The organism is Streptomyces sp. NPDC007084, assembly GCF_040703595.1.
In the GTDB taxonomy this organism is placed as follows: domain Bacteria; phylum Actinomycetota; class Actinomycetes; order Streptomycetales; family Streptomycetaceae; genus Streptomyces.
On the sequence record NZ_JBEYFY010000003.1, the window covers coordinates 137550 to 156559 of the forward strand.

Annotated in this window: 21 protein-coding genes and 4 pseudogenes; 15 read left to right on the forward strand and 10 right to left on the reverse strand. The window is 68.8% G+C overall.

The genetic code is table 11. The annotated features are described in order from the left end of the window. The first annotated feature begins 50 nt into the window (after positions 1-50). The gene (locus AB0912_RS04175) at positions 51-1061 is read left to right on the forward strand and encodes a YdcF family protein (protein ID WP_366696390.1); all 1011 of its coding nucleotides are present in this window, start codon (positions 51-53) and stop codon (positions 1059-1061) included. 163 nt (positions 1062-1224) lie between these two features. On the opposite strand, the gene AB0912_RS04180 is transcribed toward AB0912_RS04175, so the two are convergent. Beyond that, the gene (locus AB0912_RS04180; RefSeq protein WP_366696391.1) at positions 1225-2565 is read right to left on the reverse strand and encodes a VCBS repeat-containing protein; all 1341 of its coding nucleotides are present in this window, start codon (positions 2563-2565) and stop codon (positions 1225-1227) included. A 312-nt stretch (positions 2566-2877) separates the two neighbouring features. On the opposite strand from AB0912_RS04180, the gene AB0912_RS04185 reads away from it, so the two are divergent. From AB0912_RS04185 to AB0912_RS04195, 3 genes and pseudogenes are all read left to right on the forward strand, one after another. Continuing rightward, positions 2878-3048 (forward strand): hydrophobic protein, encoded by a 171-nt coding sequence (locus AB0912_RS04185; protein ID WP_067385923.1) that lies wholly within the window; start codon positions 2878-2880, stop codon positions 3046-3048. A 358-nt stretch (positions 3049-3406) separates the two neighbouring features. Next, a complete protein-coding gene (locus AB0912_RS04190) occupies positions 3407-3760 on the forward strand; it encodes a PRC-barrel domain-containing protein (protein ID WP_366696392.1) in 354 nt (117 codons plus the stop codon). Between the two features lie 155 nt (positions 3761-3915). Beyond that, a pseudogene (locus AB0912_RS04195) lies at positions 3916-4596 on the forward strand (site-specific integrase); the annotation flags it as partial. Between the two features lie 198 nt (positions 4597-4794). On the opposite strand, the gene AB0912_RS04200 reads toward AB0912_RS04195, so the two are convergent. The 5 genes from AB0912_RS04200 to AB0912_RS04220 form a co-directional block, all read right to left on the reverse strand. After that, on the reverse strand, positions 4795-5262 hold the full coding sequence (locus AB0912_RS04200) for an SUKH-3 domain-containing protein (protein WP_366696393.1): 468 nt from the start codon (positions 5260-5262) through the stop codon (positions 4795-4797). Between the two features lie 5 nt (positions 5263-5267). After that, entirely contained in the window at positions 5268-5606 is a 339-nt protein-coding gene (locus tag AB0912_RS04205; RefSeq protein ID WP_366696394.1) for a YwqJ-related putative deaminase, read from the reverse strand. A 267-nt stretch (positions 5607-5873) separates the two neighbouring features. Then, entirely contained in the window at positions 5874-6161 is a 288-nt protein-coding gene (locus tag AB0912_RS04210; RefSeq protein ID WP_366696395.1) for a hypothetical protein, read from the reverse strand. Further along, a complete protein-coding gene (locus AB0912_RS04215; protein WP_366696396.1) occupies positions 6154-6492 on the reverse strand; it encodes a hypothetical protein in 339 nt (112 codons plus the stop codon). The genes AB0912_RS04210 and AB0912_RS04215 overlap by 8 nt, the downstream gene beginning before the upstream one ends. Before the next feature lie 157 nt (positions 6493-6649). After that, a complete protein-coding gene (locus AB0912_RS04220; RefSeq protein WP_366696397.1) occupies positions 6650-7327 on the reverse strand; it encodes a hypothetical protein in 678 nt (225 codons plus the stop codon). A gap of 111 nt (positions 7328-7438) precedes the next feature. Between AB0912_RS04220 and AB0912_RS04225 the strand changes: the two are divergent. The 3 genes and pseudogenes from AB0912_RS04225 to AB0912_RS04235 all read left to right on the forward strand — a co-directional run. Next, positions 7439-8137, forward strand: a pseudogene (locus AB0912_RS04225) (replication initiator); the annotation flags it as partial. A 2-nt stretch (positions 8138-8139) separates the two neighbouring features. Continuing rightward, entirely contained in the window at positions 8140-8367 is a 228-nt protein-coding gene (locus tag AB0912_RS04230) for a helix-turn-helix domain-containing protein (protein ID WP_366696398.1), read from the forward strand. Then, positions 8367-8780, forward strand: a pseudogene (locus AB0912_RS04235) (site-specific integrase); the annotation flags it as partial. The gene AB0912_RS04230 and the pseudogene AB0912_RS04235, both read left to right, overlap by 1 nt. Positions 8781-9211: 431 nt before the next feature. Here the strand turns inward: AB0912_RS04235 and AB0912_RS04240 are convergent. The 3 genes from AB0912_RS04240 to AB0912_RS04250 form a co-directional block, all read right to left on the reverse strand. Beyond that, positions 9212-9613: a type II toxin-antitoxin system death-on-curing family toxin gene (locus AB0912_RS04240; RefSeq protein WP_366696399.1), complete on the reverse strand. Its 402-nt coding sequence runs from the start codon at positions 9611-9613 to the stop codon at positions 9212-9214. 130 nt (positions 9614-9743) lie between these two features. Continuing rightward, complete coding sequence (locus tag AB0912_RS04245; RefSeq protein ID WP_366696400.1) at positions 9744-10214, reverse strand: NUDIX domain-containing protein; 471 nt, start codon at positions 10212-10214, stop codon at positions 9744-9746. Positions 10215-10216: 2 nt separating this feature from the next. Further along, positions 10217-10936 carry an XRE family transcriptional regulator gene (locus AB0912_RS04250; RefSeq protein WP_366696545.1) on the reverse strand — a complete coding sequence of 240 codons (720 nt, stop codon included), beginning with the start codon at positions 10934-10936 and terminating at the stop codon, positions 10217-10219. A 281-nt stretch (positions 10937-11217) separates the two neighbouring features. Here AB0912_RS04250 and AB0912_RS04255 point away from each other — a divergent pair, with 281 nt between their 5' ends. After that, positions 11218-11460, forward strand: a complete 243-nt coding sequence (locus tag AB0912_RS04255) for a hypothetical protein (protein WP_172450863.1) — start codon at positions 11218-11220, stop codon at positions 11458-11460. After that, entirely contained in the window at positions 11448-11693 is a 246-nt protein-coding gene (locus AB0912_RS04260) for a hypothetical protein (protein WP_365595182.1), read from the forward strand. The genes AB0912_RS04255 and AB0912_RS04260 overlap by 13 nt, the downstream gene beginning before the upstream one ends. A 559-nt stretch (positions 11694-12252) precedes the next feature. Here the strand turns inward: AB0912_RS04260 and AB0912_RS04265 are convergent. After that, a complete protein-coding gene (locus tag AB0912_RS04265) occupies positions 12253-13122 on the reverse strand; it encodes a GntR family transcriptional regulator (RefSeq protein WP_366696401.1) in 870 nt (289 codons plus the stop codon). A gap of 176 nt (positions 13123-13298) precedes the next feature. On the opposite strand from AB0912_RS04265, the gene AB0912_RS04270 reads away from it, so the two are divergent. The 6 genes and pseudogenes from AB0912_RS04270 (at position 13299) to AB0912_RS04295 (ending at position 18904) form a co-directional block, all read left to right on the forward strand. Further along, entirely contained in the window at positions 13299-13652 is a 354-nt protein-coding gene (locus tag AB0912_RS04270) for a hypothetical protein (RefSeq protein WP_366696402.1), read from the forward strand. Next, entirely contained in the window at positions 13649-15052 is a 1404-nt protein-coding gene (locus tag AB0912_RS04275) for a cell division protein FtsK (protein ID WP_366696403.1), read from the forward strand. Before AB0912_RS04270 ends, AB0912_RS04275 begins: the two co-directional genes overlap by 4 nt. A 35-nt stretch (positions 15053-15087) precedes the next feature. Beyond that, entirely contained in the window at positions 15088-15840 is a 753-nt protein-coding gene (locus AB0912_RS04280; protein ID WP_366696404.1) for a DUF2637 domain-containing protein, read from the forward strand. A gap of 146 nt (positions 15841-15986) precedes the next feature. Further along, positions 15987-17432 (forward strand): replication initiator, encoded by a 1446-nt coding sequence (locus AB0912_RS04285; protein WP_366696405.1) that lies wholly within the window; start codon positions 15987-15989, stop codon positions 17430-17432. Beyond that, the gene (locus AB0912_RS04290; RefSeq protein ID WP_366696406.1) at positions 17432-17659 is read left to right on the forward strand and encodes a helix-turn-helix domain-containing protein; all 228 of its coding nucleotides are present in this window, start codon (positions 17432-17434) and stop codon (positions 17657-17659) included. The genes AB0912_RS04285 and AB0912_RS04290 overlap by 1 nt, the downstream gene beginning before the upstream one ends. Next, positions 17659-18904, forward strand: a pseudogene (locus AB0912_RS04295) (tyrosine-type recombinase/integrase). The gene AB0912_RS04290 and the pseudogene AB0912_RS04295 overlap by 1 nt, the downstream one beginning before the upstream one ends. Positions 18905-19010 lie beyond the last annotated feature (106 nt).

Genomic DNA, 19010 nt, shown 5'->3' on the forward strand with positions numbered 1-19010 from the left:
GGCAGGGTGGCCGGTCGGCCCGCGCCACGCCGGCCCCGTAGCATGTGCGCATGCTGGCCCTTGCACCGTCGTTCGTCTGCTTTTTCCTGTTCTGCATAGGTGTGGTGCGAGACCGCCGCCGAGTGAGCAACGCGGTCCTCCTGGGCCTGTCCGTCGTCTTCGCGGCGGTGGCGCTGTTCCTGCAACTGGCCTCCGAGAAGGCACGGTTGGGCCATGACCTGGCCGTCGCGCTGCTGACCCTCGCGGCGCTCGGCATCGTCACCCTGGCGTGGTTCCTCATCGCCAACGGGATCACCATGGTGCGCAAGGAGGGCAGGAGCCCGGCGAACCTGCTGTCCCTGGGAGCGGGTCTCGCGCTGGTCGGCCTGCTCGCCCTGCTGGTCACCGCGCTGGTGCTGCACACGCACACGCTCGTGGTGGCGGCGGCGACGGCCGTCGCGCTCACCGGCTACGTCGCCTTCCTGTTCCTGTGTTTCCTCTGCTACGGCGCGCTGTACGGGCGTCTGCGCCTGCGGCGCCAGGCGGACTACGTGGTGGTCCTCGGCTCGGGCCTGGTCGGAGGAACCACCGTGCCCCCGCTGCTGGCCGGCCGCCTCGACCGGGCCCGCAGGGAGCACGCCCGCCTGTCACGGAAGGGCCGGCGCCCGGTACTGATCACCTCCGGCGGCCAGGGACCCGACGAGAAGCTGCCGGAGTCCCACGCGATGGCCGACTATCTGATCGCCCAGGGTTTTCCCGCCGACCTGATCGAACGCGAGGACCGCTCGACGACCACGGACGAGAACCTGACGTTCAGCAAGGCCCTGATGGAGAAGGCCAATCCGGACTACCGGTGCGTGATCGTCACGAACAACTACCACGTGTTCCGCGCCGCGGTGACCGCCCGCCGCACCGGCGTCCGGGGCCATGTCATCGGCGCCCCGACAGCCTCGTACTTCTGGCCGAGCGCCATGATCCGCGAGTTCGTCGCCCTCCTGGTCGCCTACCGCCGCACCAACGCCGCCCTCTTCCTCCTGGTCCTGCTGAGCGGCCTGTTCATCTGGTGGCTGGGCTGGCCGTAGACGTCCGGTAGACCGGGGGCGTTACGGACAGGGCCCAGCCGTACGACGTCAACCACCACCTCCGCCCTCGGCGGCTCCGCCCGCTCCCGTGGCACGAAAGACGTGGCGCGGGGCGGCCCGCTTCACGAAGATCCCGCCGTCACCGACGACAACGGGCGTGTGCTTACGCGCCGTGGTCCTCGCCGGGGGCGGCCGGGAAGGACGCCTCGTCGCGGGCGGTGCCGTCGGTGATCCACCATCTGTCCCCGCCGAAGAGGGCCAGTTCCGCGCGGCCGTCGCCGTCCCAGTCCTGGACGGCGAAGAGCGTGCCGTCGACGGGACCGTCGTCACCCGGCGCGGAGCGCCTGACCGAGCGCCACGGCTTCGACCCGACCCCGTGCTCGGAGCCACCCCGCAGCACCTCGAACCGCGCGTCCCCGGTCTCCTTCTTCTTGGTGAGCTGTACGGCCAAGTCGTCGCAGCCGTCGCCGTTGAAGTCCCCGGCGGCGAGCCGGGTGCCGAAGCCCTCCTTGAAGTCGCCGCCCTCCACGGTGACCCACTTCCCCGGCTCCTTGCCGTAGCGGACGCCGACGTGGCCGCGGCGGTGGGGGGTGCCGACCTCGTCGTCGCTGTCGACGAAGCTCCGTCCGACGGCCACGTCCTGGCGTCCGTCGCCGTCGAAGTCACCGAAGACGACGTTCTCACCCTCCGGCAGCCGCTCGGGCTTCTCGCTCAGTCCGCCGGCGGTTCGGGCACCGCCGGTGAACAGCAGAGGCGGGTCCCAGGGAGAGCCGTAGAGCGCGAGATCGGTGGCCCGGTCGCCGTTCGCGTCGCCCGCGACCAGCACGGGTGACGCGCCCTCGTGGACCGGGCTGGGGATCTCCACGGTCCGGGCGGGGGCGCCGGAGCGCTTGAACGGCCCTTCGAGGACGACCAGTTCCTGGTCCTCGTTCGAGAACCTGAAGGCCGCGAGGTCGGTGTGGCCGTCCCCGTCGAAGTCGCCGGCGATCGGGGCGGTGCTGTATCCGCTGCCCGGCAGGGGGACGCGCCCGTGCCCCCCGCCGGCCCGCGGGCCCTTGGAGCCTCCCCACAGGATCTGGGCCGCGCCGCTGACCACGAGATCGGCGTGACCGTCCCCGTCCAGGTCGGCGACCGTGGGCTGCCACGGGTCGTCGCCCGTCTGGACGTCGTCCGGCACACCGAGGTCGTCGCGGCTGAGGACGGTCGCGCGGTCGTGGTCCGGACCGTGCGCGGAGCCGGGCACGACGATCACGTCGAAGTTCTCCGTGTCGGCGATCTCGTACACCAGGTCGGCGAAGCCGTCCCCGTCGAGATCGGGGGTCGGGGGTCGGTCCCCGCGCGCCGAATCGACGGGACGGCAGGGGCTGTTGGGCACCGAGGGCACACCGTCGGACGGGAGAAGGACGAGGAACGCCACCACCGCCACGACGACGAGGCAGGCCACTACGGCGTGCCACACGCGCAGGTGACGGAAGAACGAACCGCCCGCTGTCGAAAAGTGCATCAGCCCACTGCACGGGGGTGGACGCGGCCCGCACAAGGAAGCCGATCACTTTGTTACGAGGGTGATGCACGCGCCGGGCCGGGCCGCGTGGGGCGGATACCGCGGGCCCACCGGGAAGGGCGGATACCGCGGGCCCACCCGAAACGGAAACGCACGAGTTGGCGCCCCCGAAGCCCCGCACGCTATCCCCATCCACCACCTGCCGCCCGCCACCCGCCACCCGCCACCCGCCACCCGCCTTAAAAGATAAATAAGACCGGCAGGCATGGAGATCGACGCCCGGGGCACACGATGGTCCGGAGGTTGATAACTATGGTTCCTATTCTTCTTGTTCTTCTGCTCGCCCTGATCCTCTTCGGTGCCGGTTTCGCACTCAAGGCCCTGTGGTGGATCGCCGTGATCGTGCTGATCGTGTGGGTCCTGGGCTTCGTGATCCGCCCGACGGCAAGCGGCGGCAAGCGTGGCCGCTGGTACCGCTGGTAGACGGGCTGAACAGCACTGCCGACATGGGTGGGGCCCGGCGCTTCGGCGCCGGGCCCCACCCATGTCCGCTCACGGAAGCTGCCGGGCGATGTGGGTGATTGTTCCGTTTCGGGGTACCGGGAGGGCGGTGGCCGGGGGCGGTCGTGACGCCAGGAACCATGGCCCTCCAACACGCCGTCCCCGGTCATCGTCTCTTTTTCGCGGCCCGCGCGCACGAGGTCAAGAACTCGCATGTGTGAGGTCAAGAACCCGGGGAACTCGGCGTATTGAAGGAACGTCACCGAATTCGATGACACCTGAAAAGCCTCCACCGTACGACTGTGGACGGCAACGAAATTCGATGAGGGAGCCGTACTTTATGAGTGACAACATCTGGGGCTACCAGCCGACCACCGGCTACACCGCGGGCACCGACCTGACCGGATTCAAGGTCGAGGCTACCGACGGAAGCATCGGCAAGGTCGACAAGCACTCGGACGACGTCGACTCCTCCTACCTCGTCGTCGACACCGGCGTATGGATCTTCGGCAAGCACGTCCTGCTCCCGGCCGGCACCGTGAAGTCGGTGGACCTGGACGAGCACAAGATCCACGTGGCCCTCACCAAGGACCAGATCAAGAACTCCCCGGAGTTCGACAAGGACAAGCACGTCGGCGACGCCGGCTACCACGAGCAGGTCGGCGGCTACTACCAGACGCAGCGCGGCATCTGACCGCAGCGGCAACCCAGAGTGGGGCCCACCGGACTTCTCCGGTGGGCCCCACTCTCATGAACGCAGACGCGCGGGCCCGGCCGAACAACCGGGTCGCCCCGTGCGGGTCCGCGCCAGGCGATCGCCCCGACCTTTAGGACGGCCGTCCGACCTGTCTCCAGGACGCCGAGATCCCGCGCAACGTCGCCCGCAACGCCCGCACCAGCACACCCCGACCCCGCCGCTTCGAACCCCTCACCGCCGACGAAGCCCGCACGTTCCTGGCCACGACGAGCGGCCACCGGTTGCAGCCGCTGTTCGAGCTCGCTCTGCACACCGGACTCCGCAAGGGCGAACTCCTCGGCCTGCGCCGGGAAGACCTCGACCTCCGCACAGGGACCGCCAGCGTCCAACGCTCCCTCCAGCGCACCCGCACCGACGGTCTTACACATCTACCCACCAAGACCAGGGCGTCCGAACGCCGTATCGCCCTCCCGACCGAATGTGTTCGCTCTCTCAAAGAGCACGAGGAGCGACAGGCCAAGGAGCGCGAGGCCGCAGGGTCGGCCTGGCAGGACAGTGGCCTCGTCTTCACCACACCGGCTGGTCGGCCTCTCGACCCCGCCAACCTCACGCGGCACTTCCGCAGCTTCCTCAACCGGGCCGGGCTCCGGCTCATCCGCTTTCACGACCTCCGGCACTCGACTGCGACGCTGCTTCTGGAGCAAGGCGTCGACCTCGTCGTGATCAAGGAGCTGTTGGGTCACGCCCACATTGGGGTCACCGCCGGCGTCTACGCCCACGTCCGTCTCCGCCTCCAACGCCAAGCCATCGCCCCCCTCGGCGACGCACTCGATGCGACCGACGACGACCTGGTGACCCAGCCACCACAGCCGTCGTCCGCTGACGTTGCCGTCACCGTTGCCGTCAAACATCGCAGAGCCCTCATCGACATTGCTGTCGATGAGGGCTCTGCGCGCCTTTTCAGGGTTCTGAGTCCTCAGCCGAGAGGCGTCGAATTTCACATGAACCAAATTTCAGCAAGGTTGCGGCAATCAGTGAAGCATCCACTCGCCCAATGGGATTGGTCGGATCCCATCCTTCATCATCGAGAACATCGCATTGCGATCTTCCCCATATTGATAGACCGACGAATCGAACCCTGCATAGAACCTTCCATCGCTTCCCGAGTACACGGTCAGATGGAAGCTGTCCACTCCAATCGGGAACAGAACGGTGCCAGCCACCTCTGCGCATCGGCGAGCCACGTCCGCATCACGGCTGGTACATACGGCGGACGGATCGAAATGCGTCCAACTTGAGATCCTCTCTCCTGCGATAACGAGGGCTGGAGGATGGTCGATCTTTAGGCTGAGGCATTCACCCATGAAACTCCTTGCCGCCTCATGACAGACGAAGCCAACACGCTCTAGACCTGCCACGACGGCATCCGTCTCACGGCGCGCCCCAGCTGCCTCCCAGCCAAACGGGCTGAGGAACTCCTCCAGCTCCGACTCGCGCATCCTTCTCACCTCGATAGGTCTGTCGCTCCGCGCCGAACAAGAACACTCTGACAGGATAGGCACGCCGCTTCTGGGGCACCCGTAGCACTGCGAACGGTCAGGAATTCGATGTCACTCAACCGTAGCGAGCGTCCGGCTTGATCCTCGAAATCGGCTCCATGTTCGGCGATCAGAGCATTGCAGGCCCGGATCTCGGCACAGTTGTCGGCTCCACGGCCAGCGATCTGCCCACCATCCGCAAGAGCGGAATCAATCTCGGGCTCGAAATAGGCTGGGCGGGACGAATGACCAGAGTGACCGGTGGAAACCATGTCGGTACCCCGGAACCGAGCTGCTGCGCTCATCGTGGCGTCCGCGGGTGCTGATTGCGCTGCCGCTCTAGCCTCAGGTCCGCAGTTATGCACCAGGACCGGCGTCGTCCCAGCCAGCACATAGTACGTGTGCTACGCGACCCCGCTCTACCTGCTTCTTTGCAGGTCAGCGTGTGTTTCGGGTTCTGCTGGCGTCCGTGGTTGTGCGGGGAAATCCGTGGTTGTTGCCGTCGCTACTGCCGTCAAGGGCTCGGGCGGCACGGTCGCGTTGCCGCTGGCGGCTGTCGGCGCGGGGGGACCCTACTGCCACGCGCCGGGTTCGGCGCGGACGAGAGCGCGGACGGTCTGCTCGTAGAACTCGTGGCCGCTCTGAGCGCAGTGTTCGGCGATCCAGCGGGTCAGGTCGTCCGGGGTATGCAGTGTGCCTGAGGTGGCGCCGCAGTTGTGCTCTCCGCCGGTGACGCAGACCGCCTCGAACTTTGGCAGCGCCAGGGGGTCGGGGACGGTGGTCACGTGGTACTCGCGGAAGCGGTAGCGCCCCCGAGAGACATTGCGCACTGGTGCGCCGGCGTTCGGAGAGTCAGGCATCCTCGGTCGCCTCTTCCTGATCCGGAATGCGCTGTCCGCGCGAGTCCGCGACCCTGAGCGCGTCCGCCAGGGCTTCCGTCAACCGGCAGGCCAGCCAGCGGTATTCGGTCGCCGACAGGGTTTTCGCGCCGGGCATCGTGGCGTCGCGGGCGTACTCCAACACTTCCTGGCCCATGCTGAGCTGTACCGTCTCGATGCTGTCGGCGAGGGCGGAGAGGTAGCCCCGGCCGTCGGTGCTCAGGTAGCAGGGCTTCCCCTCCGGGCTGGTCCACGGCAGTAAGCGGGGTCCTCCCGCACCCGACGCGGCGTCGTACAGCTCTCTGCGACGCATGCGGTCGGCATCGCTCCTGGGCTGGCTCACTGGGCACCCCCGGCCTGGGTCACTGATCGTGGACACAGTGACCGTAGGCACTGACTGATCGTCACCCCAGGCTGTAGCCATGGCAGTTCGCGACTCTTGGGTCACGAACTGCCACGCTGCGTGGCAGCTACCCGACAACGCCCAGGTAGTCGGCCATTTCGCGCATCTCTGTCGTGAGGGTGCGCTTGCGCTTGCCCAGGATCTCCTGCATGGTCTCGGCGGCCCCGTTCTGGTGCCGCAGCCACTGCGGGGCGGCTTCCCTGGCGCGGGTCAACTCGTCCATGGCGGCGGACAAGTCGCCGGTCCGGGTGTGGGCACGCGCCACATCGAGGGTGAAGCGGTTCCCGTCGTTGGTGCTGGGCCTGCCCAGGCGTTTCCACGCCTTGGGCGACAGCTCCTCCTGCTCGCCTGCCTTGCGCACCACCGCGCTGGAGTCGCCGACGACCATGTCGTCTTCGAGTGCCTTGACAGCGACGGTGACCGGCCCGAAGACGGACCAGTGCCGGGAGACGTTGCGATGCGCCGTCCCTACAGCGGTTGCCGCGACCCGGGCTGCCTGACGGTACTCCTTCGCCTCGTCGGGACGGTTGTTCCTCGCGGCTGCGGCGGCGGCCTCCATCGCCAGGCCGCCCCATACCGCGTAGTGGTCCGGCTCGGCCCCGGTGATCTTCGGCTCCACCGCGTCCATGCTCCGGGTGGCGACCTGTTCCGCCTCGTCCAACCGGCCCTGGCGCACCAGCAGCCAGCACATGCAGCCGACGCCCGAGCCCGACGCAAGCATGTCTCCGGCCTGACGGGCGTCCATGATGGCGCCGCGTACAGCGGCATACGCGATGTCGTACTGCCGTACCTGGGTGAGGTAGGTGCCGGCCAGACGCAGCGCCTCGGCACGGGCCAGCAGAGCCTGCCGGTGCTCACCGTCGCCGTGCTCACCGACGCCATCCGCGCCGCCGCGCCACGCGCCCGCATCTCCGTCGTCTCCGACGCGGTCGGGGAACGTGAACTCGGCTGGGGCCAGCAGCTAGACGTGCGCGAGATCGCCGCTTTCGGCACCGATGCCGAACTGACCGACCAGGCGGTCGCCGCGTACGTGGCGAAGTACGCCACCAAGTCCACCGACGCCTCCGGCACCCTCGGCCGTGCCCTGTTCTGCCGCCCCTGCCAGGGACGCGGCGCCACCCTCCTGCCCCACGGAACCCTGCTCCCCTGCACCACGTGCGACGGCACCGGACAGGCCCGGCCGCTGCCCCGCCTCGCCGTCGCCCGGCACGTGCGGCAGATGATCCGCACCTGCTGGGAGCTGGGCAAGCTGCCGGAGTTCGCCGACCTCAAGCTCTGGAAGTGGGCGCACATGCTCGGCTTCCGGGGCCACTTCTCAACCAAGTCCCGCTCCTACTCGATCACCCTGGGCGCGCTGCGCGCTGCCCGCCTCGCCTGGCGCACCGAACAGGCCCGCGCCCACGCCGGCCTGCCCGAGCCCGCCCCGGGCACCACGCTCGTCGTCGGCCAGTGGGACTACCTCGGCACCGGCTACAGCCCCGGCGCCGCGCTCCTCGCCGCCCGCGTCTGGCACCGCAGGGAACTGGAACGGCAGTTCACGGCCGAAGGGGGCTGATGATGGCCTCGCCTCAGACCACCGTCTCCTGCGCGGACGCGGCACCGGCGCTGGATCTGCTCACGGTCCCCCAGGTGATGGCCCGCCTCCAGCTCGGCCGCTCCGCCGTCTACGACCTGCTCCGCTCCGGCCAACTCGCCTCGATCACCCTCGGCCGCGCCCGCCGCATCCCCGCTCATGCGCTGGCCGACTTCATCCGCACCCGCCTCGACCAGGGAGCTGCCGCCTGATGACCACGCCCCGAGACACCAACACCTCCCGCCGCGTGCGCGCCAACGGCGACGGGACCGTCTACCAGCGCAAGGACGGCCGCTGGGAGGCCGCCGGGTACGTCCTCGCCCCCGGCAACACCCGTCGCCGCGTCCGCGTCTACGGCACCACCCGGAAGGAAGCCCTGGCCAAGCTCACCGAGAAGATCGCCACCAGCAACCGCGGCCTCCCCATCCCGTCAGCTCAAGGCAGCGCGGCCGCCTACCTGACCTATTGGCTGGAGAACGTCGCCGTCCACCGGCTCCGCGAGAACACCCACACCCGCTACGCCGCCTGCGTCCGCCTCCACCTCATCCCCGGACTCGGCACCAAGAAGATCGCCCGCCTCACCGCCAAGGACGTCCGTACCTTCCTCGACCGGCTCCGCATCACCTTCGCATCCAACGCCAAGCCATCGACGCCCTTGGCAACGCCTTCAGCCCGACGGATAACGACTCCGACGACCCACCCGCCGCAACCATCGTCCACTGACGTTGCCGTCACCGTTGCCGTCAAACACGGCAGAGGCCCCGCCGGAAGTTCATTCCGGCGGGGCCTCTCAACGCACCTACGAATACAACTCCAGCCATCCCCAATCACCAGGACACGTGCTCAGCTCTCGAAGGCAGTACTTCAGGCAATTCTGAAGAGTGGGTGCGTCCGTGCGGATCAATTCACGCCCACCCAGTCCTGGACCTGACATCACCATCGTCCAGGGCTTGTGTCCTGTTTGCATGCGCTCATGGTCAACCTTGAGGAGGACGCTGACGCCAGCCCTCCCCAGCTGATCCATTAGTAGCTCAATATCCACCATCACTACTCCCCTCAATACCCTCGCAACATCGAGGCAATCTCCCCAACATCCATGCTGTGGCCTGCCTTTTTGGGAGTGGCGACTCTGGATATAACACTCCACAGCTCATCCGAGGTTGGCCCGCTGGTGATGCCGTTGCGATCCATTAGCCGGGATACAACAGCATGAGCAGTTCGCTTATTTCCATTGTCGAACATGTGACTACCGGCAATGTCTCGAATCACCACGGCTGACTTCTCCCAGAAGCTACCATAGCGACTCGCGTTGATCATTACGTTCTCGGGAGTTCCGCGCTCCGCGACCATCCCGCCGAATCCGCGGTTGAGCTCAGTTATCTCATCCGGCGAGACGGGATTCTTGAAGCCGCCGCCACCGCAATTGTGGACGAGTACCGGAGTGGCCCCTGCCAGCACATAGTACGTGTGCTACGCGAAGCCTTTGACCTGCCTTTTCGCAGGTCAAGTGCGGTCTGCTGGTCCGGTGAGGTGCGTGGGTGTCCGTGGTTGTGCGGGGTTGTTGCCGTCGCTACTGCCGTCAGACGGTTCAGCCCAGGTACGGCTTCTCGCGTTGTTCCAGGAAGTGTTGGAGCCTGAGTCGTTGGGTGTGGTGCATCGGCAACCGCTCGATCTCTTCTGATGGCACAAACCGGAGTTCGGTGGACTCGTCGGAGATTGTCAGTTGGCCGCCGGTGATGCGGGCGGTGAAGCAGACGTTGAACTGACGGCGGACCTCGCCGTCGGTGTAGGCGATGATGTGTTTCGGGTCGGTGTAGGTGCCGACCAGGCCGGTGATCTCGACGTCGAGGCCGGTCTCTTCCTTGACCTCTCGGACGGCCGTGCCGGGCAGGGAGTCGGTGAGGTCCATGCCGCCGCCCGGCAGTGCCCACAGGTCGTTGTCCCGGCGGCGCTGGAGGAGGATGCGCCCGTGGTCGTCGGTGACGACGGCGGATGCGGCGACGACCATGCTGTTCGGCTTGGGCGCGTTGGGGTCGTCGTAATACTCGGTGCGGGCCACGGTCAGCCTTCCTCTCGTACGGGGGTTGCCGTCGCCCACACGGCGTCGAAGCTGTCGGCGTAGGTGTCGAACATGCCGCCTGTCTCGTGACGGCGAAGGTGCCACACGGGGGCTGCGTAGGCGTTGACGCCCCAGACGTGTGCGTTGACGAGTTGCTGGTCGTCGGCCCGGTAGAGGGAGTTGTAGAGCGTGGTGCCGTGGGTGCGGACTTCGATGCCGGGGGTGTCGGCGAGCGGCTTGTAGTGCATGAGCGCGAGGCGGCAGCGGGATTCGATGCCGTGGCCGAACCGCTCTTCCTGGCCGCGGGCTTGGACGTTTTCGCTGTCGGGGTCCCCGATCGCGATGCGGACGGTGCAGCCTTCGGCGGCGTGTTCGGTGAGGAGTTCGTTCAGCCGCGGGTACGCCTCGTGGAGGAAGACCGCCGCGTAGACGAGGATGTCGATCCGTTCCCGGGCTTGGGCCATCAGGTCGGTGAACGTCGAGACGGGGATGTCGGCCCGCTGTTCGTAGAGCGCGAGCAGTTCGGGGCTGATGGCGCGGGCGGGGCGGGCCTGGCGGAGCGCCGGCCAGAGTGCGTGCACGTCTTCTCCCAGGGCCTTGGCCGCCTGGAGGGCGGTGGCACGACGTGGGATACGCCCGAGGTTCACCCAGCGCTCGACCGACTTGGGGTCGACCTCGACCTGCTGAGCGAGTGCGGCGTACGTCCAGCCTCCCGCCGCCATGACGGCTCGTAGTCTCTCGTTCGGCACGAGTCTCCCCCTTCGTCCCAGGACGGCACCAGGGACGTTCTACACGGTGCGGGACGTCCCGAAGTGGGGTTTGGTGGAGGTTCCTTCGTCCTGGTGACCGGCGTGAGGATCGGTGCCGACCCTGCGGCACCAACAGGCCCAGGGCACGCATCAACGCCGCCGAGGAGCGTCACCGTGCGAATGAGCGCCACCCCATGTGTTCCCGCCCTGCGACTGGACGCCCGGTCGCGGGCCGCCTCGCCGGGGCGGTCACGATGACGGCCCCCACCCCTGATGCCGACGGGCACACCGTCTCGCCCGATGCCGGCGCCCTGGTGGTCGACCGGCGGAGCGGCAAGGTGGGCGTGGTGATGGGGCATGTGGGGACGTACGTGCAGCTTCGGCCACCGCGCGGTGGCCGGGAGTGGGACGTGCCGCCCGAGGACGTACGTACGCCGACTCCGACGGAGGAGCTGAGCGCGAAGGTGGCCGTGGCCAACCGGAGGTGGGGACGGTGACCCCTCGCTCGGTCCTGCGCTACGAGACCTGGACGCTCCAGCCCGACCGCGAGCCGGACGCGGAGCCGGTCCATTACGCGATGCAGTGCGCCGTGGACGGAGAGACCTCGCTGACAAGCGAGGACTTCGCCGAACCGCAGGACTGGGTACTCCGGCACTGCGGCCAGAATCCGTCCCACCACACCTACCGGGAGATCATCACCCGCCCCTGGCGGACCTGGCGCCAGACGTGACCCGCCTCGCTCGCCCAGGCGCCGCACTGCGCTGACCCACCCGACTCCCGTCCCTGCCGGGCGCAGCCGATCGAGGCTCCCCCGCACTCGTCAGCCCCGGCAGGGACGGGCCTCACGTACGTGCCGTGCCCATGGCTGTGGGGGTTCTGGCCTCTGCCACAGAAAGTCAGCCACGACGACGGGCTCGCCGACCGACCACCCGCCACGTGTGTCTCGCTCAACCCCGCACCGGCATCAGCCCCGTTATCTCCATCGTCACGGCCCCCAGCCAGGCAGCAAGCATGGGCGTCCGGGACGGCGCGAGCCCGCCGGGCGGCCTCTCAGGTGCCCGGCCAGCCTGCTGCTGAGGGGTCGGACCGGGGCTTCCGATTGGTGGTCCGGCTACGCTCCCGGGCTCTGCGCGCCGAGTGGTCGGCGGCCGTCGCCAGCGGGGCGGCAGACAGGAGCGGGCGGCGGTCGCCGACCGCCGGCGCGCGGCGGCCCGCGTCAGCGGGGCGCCCTTGATCAAGTAAAGAAACTCTGAACAGCTCACGCACTGATCGAGTTGCCCGGTCGATGGTCAGGGCCGCTGTTGCCGGCGCTTCTTCGATTCGGCCAGCGCGGTGTTCAGCTTCTCGCTCGGCGACATGTCCGGCTCGGCGTCGTCGTCATGCAGGGGTGGCAGGAACAGGCCGCGTCGGCTCTTCTCCCGCTTGACCTTCCGGCGCTCGCCGTAAAGCCGCTGATGCTCCTCCCGAACCACGTCCCATCGTCGGTCGAGCTCTGCTTCCCGCGCCAGCAGCTCCTCGTCGCTGAGGTCGGCGAACTCGGTGGCGGCCACACGTGCCTCGCGGGCGATCTCATCGCGCAGCAGGTAGTTCGTGATCGTCCCTTGGTGCTTGCCCGGCTCCGGTTCCTGGCGGACGAAAACACCACGTCCCTTGACCGCGTACACCAGCCCGTCCTGCTTAAGGCGCCGATAGGCGTTCTGCGCCGTGGAGTTGGCGACTTTGAATCGCTCTTGGATCTCCCGGGCGGGAGGGAGCTGGGAGCCTGGAGGGTAGGTGCCTTCCAGGATTTCCCGGCGGAGAATGTCGGCGACCTGGGCGTACGGCGGTCGGGGATCACCGTTGTAGATGACGTCGACTGGCCAGTCCGGCCCCGCGGCATCGGCTTCCTCATGATCACCGTCGACCTCTTCGGTGCTCCCGCCGACGGAGTCGCTGACGTAGCTGCCCCGGCCGAGCTGGGAGTAGACCAAGCCTTCCTGCTTGAGCACGCGCAGAGCGTTCTGGACGGTGGAGCTGGACACCCCGAACCGATCACCCAGCACGTTGGCCGAGGGCAGGCGCTCGCCGGAGCGGTACTCACCGTTCAGGATCGCGTCCCGCAGGGCCTCGGCGGCCTGGAGGTACGGCGGCCGGGAGTCCTCGTCCAAGGGCAGGGTCATGCCCCCACGGTATCGCCAAGCCGTAGCGATACAGACACATCCCCGGGTTCCCCACCTGACCGCCTCCCAACCTGATCGAAGTCACAACCTAATCGACCTTGCAAGTTGAGCGATCATCTCCTTATGCTCCATGTCGAGCCGATCAAGCGGCTCCATCGAACGAAGGGTGTGATGGCATGACCATGACTCGAATCCGTGTTGCCCTGCTGCCGTCGGCGGTGTGCATCGCGGGCACCGACCCGGCGCTGAAGATCAAGGACCAGCAGACTGGGGAGGTCGCCACGGACCGGGAGACCGGGGCGTCGCTGTACACGGTGACCGTGATGCTCATGGAGGACGGCCGGGCCGAGGTCCTGAAGATCACCGTCCCGGAAACCGGCCTGGCCGCCGGGCTCAAGCCGGGTGTGATGGTGCGGCCCGTGGAGCTGTTCGCGACTCCGTGGGCGCGGATCTTCAACGGTCAGCTCTCCGACGGCGTCGCCTACCGGGCCGCCCGCCTGGAGCTGGTGACGGTGGAGGCGGCCCAGTGATCCGCTTCGAAAATTCCGGGCCGGAATACGCACCGGACGCGCTGCTGGCCGTGGCCGTCCTGGTCGGCGTGTGGCTTCTGGTGACGGTGGGTCGCTACGTGCGGGCCGACCGGGGCACGCGGGTGAGCATGCGGCAGGCCCTGCGGGTGCGCTGGGGCTGGGTACGGCTCGCGCGGATGGCCGGGCTGACGGTCACCGACAAGACCCCGGGCCTGCTCGCACAGATCACCGTGCAGAAGGACGGCCCCGCCCCCGCGCCCCGAGTCCTGACGCCGAAGATCAAGGTGAAGCCGGACCGGTTCGGTGTGATCGTCCGGGCCCGGACGCTGCCGCAGGTCGGGGTGGAGGAGTACCAGAAGTCGGCGCGGTTCCTGGCGGACGCCTGGCGGTGCACGCGGGTGTCCGTCCTGCCGGACGGCCCCGGCAGGGTGGTGATCCGGGGCGTGCGCTCCGACCCGCTGACCACGCCGACCACGCACCGGCCCTCCGGCCTCCCGCCCGTGGACCTGACGCGCTGGGAGCTGGGCATCGACGAGTACGCCGCGAAGGTGTGCGTGTCCCTGGCCAACGTGCCCGGGGTGACGGTGGCCGGCGTCCCGGGTGCGGGCAAGACCTCGGGGGTCAACAAGTTCGTCTGTGACTTCGCGCCGTCTGCGTCCGTGCAGATCGCGGGTGCGGACGGGAAGGTGTCGCGGGCCTCGGAGGGCGACTACGCCGACCTGGTCAAGCGGATGTTCGCGCTCTGCGGAGACGATCTCGATGAGGCGAACGCGCTGTTCAAGCGCTTGGTGGAGCTGCGCAAGCGGCGTTCGGCGACCATCCGGGACGTGCTGGGCGTGAAGAACATGTGGCACGTCGGGCCCTCGCCGCAGTGGCCGCTCACGGTCCTGATCATTGATGAGGCGCACACGTACTTCCGTGAGTACAAGGGAAGCGACCCGGCCACGAAACGGCTGGCCGCGCTGACGGCGGAGAACGCCCGGCTGGTGGAGGACCTGGTCAAGAAGGGCCGCAGCGTAGGCATCCTGGTGATCCTGATCAGCCAGAAGACCACCGGCGACGCCATCCCCACCTTCATCCGCGACGTGTGCCCCATCGGGCTGTCCTTCGCGCAGAAGACCGTGGAAGCAGCGGTGGCCGCACTCGGTGACGACATCCGCAACTGGCCCGATGCCAGCCCGGTCACCTTGCAGGACCCCGCCTACGTCGGCGTCGCGGTCATGGCGATGCAGGGCCGCCCCGGCTACACCCGCATCCGCACCCCCTACGTCTCCGACACCGACGCCGCCCGCGTCGCCGAAGCCACCTCTCACCTGACCGCCGACCCCGCCCTGTGCCTAGACGCCCTCCTCGCCTCGACCGGCCGGACCACGGCACCCCGGCCGTCGCTCGCCAAGTAGCCCCGAAAGCCCACACCAGAAAGGAGGTTGAGGACATGGCGGAGGAACGGTTCACCCGGCGCACCGTGACCGTAGTCATGGCGGTCATCGCGACCCTGGCCTTCGTCTTCTCCTTCGGCAACGTCTGGGCACTCGCCCTGCGCCTCGGCGTCCCCCACCCGATCGCGCCACTGATCGCCCCCATGGTCGACCTGTCCGTCGTCGGGCTCCTGGTCGCCCTGCGCTTCCTCGCCCTGCGCGGCGTCACCAAGGCAGAGCTGAAGGCCGGCACCCGCCTGCTGCACCTGTGCGGCCTGCTCACCCTCGCCCTGAACACCGCCGAACCGCTGCTGACCGGACGCTACGGCCGGGCCTGCCTGGACACCGTCGCCCCACTCCTGCTCCTCGGCTGGGGCCACGTCGGCCCCGCCTTCCTCGCCAAGTTCCACACCCACACCCGCCCCAACCCGCACCTGGAGGCCACCGCCGCCACCCTTGCCACCGATCCGGTGCCCGACGTCGCACCATCACCCGAATCGGCACCCCCGATGGCCGCCCCGGACATCGCCGCCTCCCTGATCGAGGAGCTGGAACCCGCTCCGGCTCCGGCCGCCGCTCCGCCGGTCGCCGTCACCACGACGGGCCGACCCGCTTCCGGCCCCGCCCTTCCGGCCGCCCTGCTGGACGCGGCCCGGCGCATCGCGGACACCCACCGCGCCGAATACGGAACACCGATCACCGCCGCCCACCTGGGCGCGCGCATGGGCGTCGCCCTGCCGGTGGCCACCGCCGCCCTCGCTCAGCTCTGAGCCCCGGCCCTCACCGGCCGCATCCCCTTTCTCCACCCCACGCCCACCCGATGGGCCTGGTTCGCCATGCCCCGAGCACCAACACGCCTTCCAGTTCGGCTGGTTGCTGCTCGGGGCCACCACCCGACAGAAGGGACACGCCCCGAATGGTCACCCTGGACCTGCGCCACGTGGCAAGCCCCGCCGTACGGGACCTGCTCCACCTCGTCAACCAGCCCGACTTCGACCGCACACAGCAGCAGATCGAGCACCTCGGCGGCTGCACCGAACCCGTCCGCCTGACCGGCCACACCACCACCCTCGACACCACGACGGGTGAGGTCCTGCGCTCCTACACCACGTCCGCCGAACCCACGGGAAACCTGCTCACCACGTGCGGCAACCGCCGCGCCTCCCGCTGCCCGGCCTGCTCCCGCATCTACGCCGCCGACACCTACCACCTCATCCGCGCCGGCCTGTCCGGCGGCAAGACGGTGCCCGACGCCGTCCGCACCCACCCACGCGTCTTCGCCACCCTCACCGCCCCCTCCTTCGGCCCCATCCACAACCGCCCCACCACTCCCGGCGGCGACATCCGCCCCTGCCTCTGCCACAAGCTCCACGACCCCACGGACGCCCTGCTGGGGACGCCGCTGAACCCGGCGACATACGACTACACGGGCGCGGTCCTGTTCAACGCCCACGCCTCGGCACTGTGGGCCCGTTTCACGATCTACCTGCGCCGGGAGATCGCCGCCCGGCTCGGCCTGACCCAGAAAGCCGCCCGTGCCGTCCTGCGGATCTCCTTCGCGAAGGTCGCCGAGTACCAGAAGCGCGGCCTGGTCCACTTCCACGCCGTCATCCGGCTCGACGGCCCGAACGGCAGCACCCAGCCGCCACCCCCGTACGCCACTGTCGCCGTGCTCGCTGAGGCCATCCGGGCCGCAGCCGTCCGGGTCCGCATCGCGATCGAGTCGGACGCGGTCGGGGAACGCGAACTCGCCTGGGGCGAGCAGCTCGACGTGCGCGAGATCGCCGCCTTCGGCACCGACGCCGAGCTGACCGACCAGGCGGTTGCCGCCTACGTGGCCAAGTACGCCACCAAGTCCGCCGACGCCTCCGGCACCCTCGACCGCTCCCTGTTCTGCCGCCCCTGCCAGGGTCGCGGCGCCACCCTCCTGCCCCACGGCACCCCGCTCTCCTGCACCGCCTGCGACGGCACCGGACAGGCCCGCCCGCTGCCCCGCCTCGCCGTCGCCCGCCACGTCCGGCAGATGATCCGCACCTGCTGGGACCTGGGCCGCCTGCCGGAATTCACCGATCTCAAGCTCTGGAAGTGGGCGCACATGCTCGGCTTCCGGGGCCACTTCTCCACCAAGTCCCGCAGCTACTCCACCACCCTGGGCGCGCTGCGCAAAGCCCGCCGCACCTGGCGGTCCGAACAGGCCCACGCCCACGCCGACCTGCCCGAGTCCGACCCGACGACCACGCTCGTCATCGGTCACTGGGACTACCTCGGCTCGGGCTACAGCCCCGGCGCGGCCCTCCTCGCCGCCCACGTCTGGCACCGCAGGGAACTGGAACGCCAGTTCGCGGCCGAAGGGGGCTGCTGATGGCTTCGCCCCCGCTCACAGCCCTCGATGGTGCGGAAGCGGCCCCGGCGCTGGATCTGCTCACGGTGCCCCAGGTCATGGTCCGCCTCCAGCTCAGCCGATCCGCCGTCTACGACCTGCTCCGCACCCGCCAGCTCGCCTCCCTCACCCTCGGCCGAGCCCGCCGCATCCCCACCCACGCCCTCACCGACTTCATCCACACCCGCCTCGAACAGGAAGCCGCCTAATGACCACACCCCGCGACACCAGCCTCTCCCGCCGCGCCCGGGCCAACGGCGACGGAACCGTCTACCAGCGCAAGGACGGCCGCTGGGAAGCCGCCGGATACGTCCTCGCCTCCGGCAACACCCGCAAGCGCATCCGCGTCTACGGCACCACCCGCAAGGAAGCCCTGGCCAAGCTCACAGAGAAGATCGCCGCCAGCAACCGCGGCCTCCCTGTCCCGTCCGCACAGGGCAGCGTGGCCGCGTACCTGACGTACTGGCTCGACGCTGTCGCCGTCCACCAGCTCCGCGAGAACACCCACACCCGCTACACCGCAGTCACCCGGCTCTATCTCATCCCCGGCCTCGGACGAAAGAAGCTCGCCAAGCTCACCGCCAAGGACGTCCGCACCTGGCTCAACCAGCTCCGAACCGCCTGCCAGTGCTGCGTCCGCGGCCTCGACAGGGCCCGGGATGAGCCCTCTTGCTGCGCCGCCGGGAAGTGCTGCTCCAAGCGACTCTCACCGCTGACCCTGGCCTACGTACACTCTGTGCTCAAGTCCGCCCTGGAGCACGCCGTGCGTGAGGAGGAGATCCCGCGCAACGTCGCCCGCAACGTCCGCACCGGCACCCCACGGCCCCGCCGCTTCGAACCACTCACCGCCGACGAAGCCCGCCAGTTCCTCTCGACTACGCGCGGACACCGGCTGCACGCACTGTTCGAACTCGCTCTCCACACCGGACTCCGGAAGGGCGAACTCCTCGGCCTCCACTGGGAAGACCTCGACCTCGACGCGGGCACGGCCGCCATCCGCCGCACACTCCAGCGCACCAGCACCGGCGGGCTCACCACGCTACCCACCAAAACGCGCGCCTCCGAGCGCCGCATCGCCCTCCCCACCCGCTGCGTCCAGTCGCTGAAGCTCCACCACGAACAGCAGGAGCGCGAGCGAGAGGCCGCGGGCGAACACGTGGCAGCACGACGCGCACGTGTTCACCACAGTGCAGGGCAGACCGATCGACCCGACCAACCTCACCCGCACCTTCACCACGATCCTCCGCAGGGCCGGCCTTCGCCGGATCCGCTTCCACGACCTCCGCCACTCCACCGCCACCCTGCTCCTGGAGCAAGGCGTCGAACTCGTCGTGATCAAGGAACTGCTCGGCCACGCCCACATCGGCGTTACCGCCACTGTCTACGCCCACGTCCGACTCCGCCTCCAGCGAGACGCCATCGACTCCCTCGGCCGCGCCCTCGACCACCCCTGACATACGTACGGCAACGGCGGCGGACACCTGGGTGTCCGCCGCCGTTGCCGTCAACTACTGCCGTCAACCCGGCCAGAAGCCTCGTTACATGAAGCTCTACGCGGCC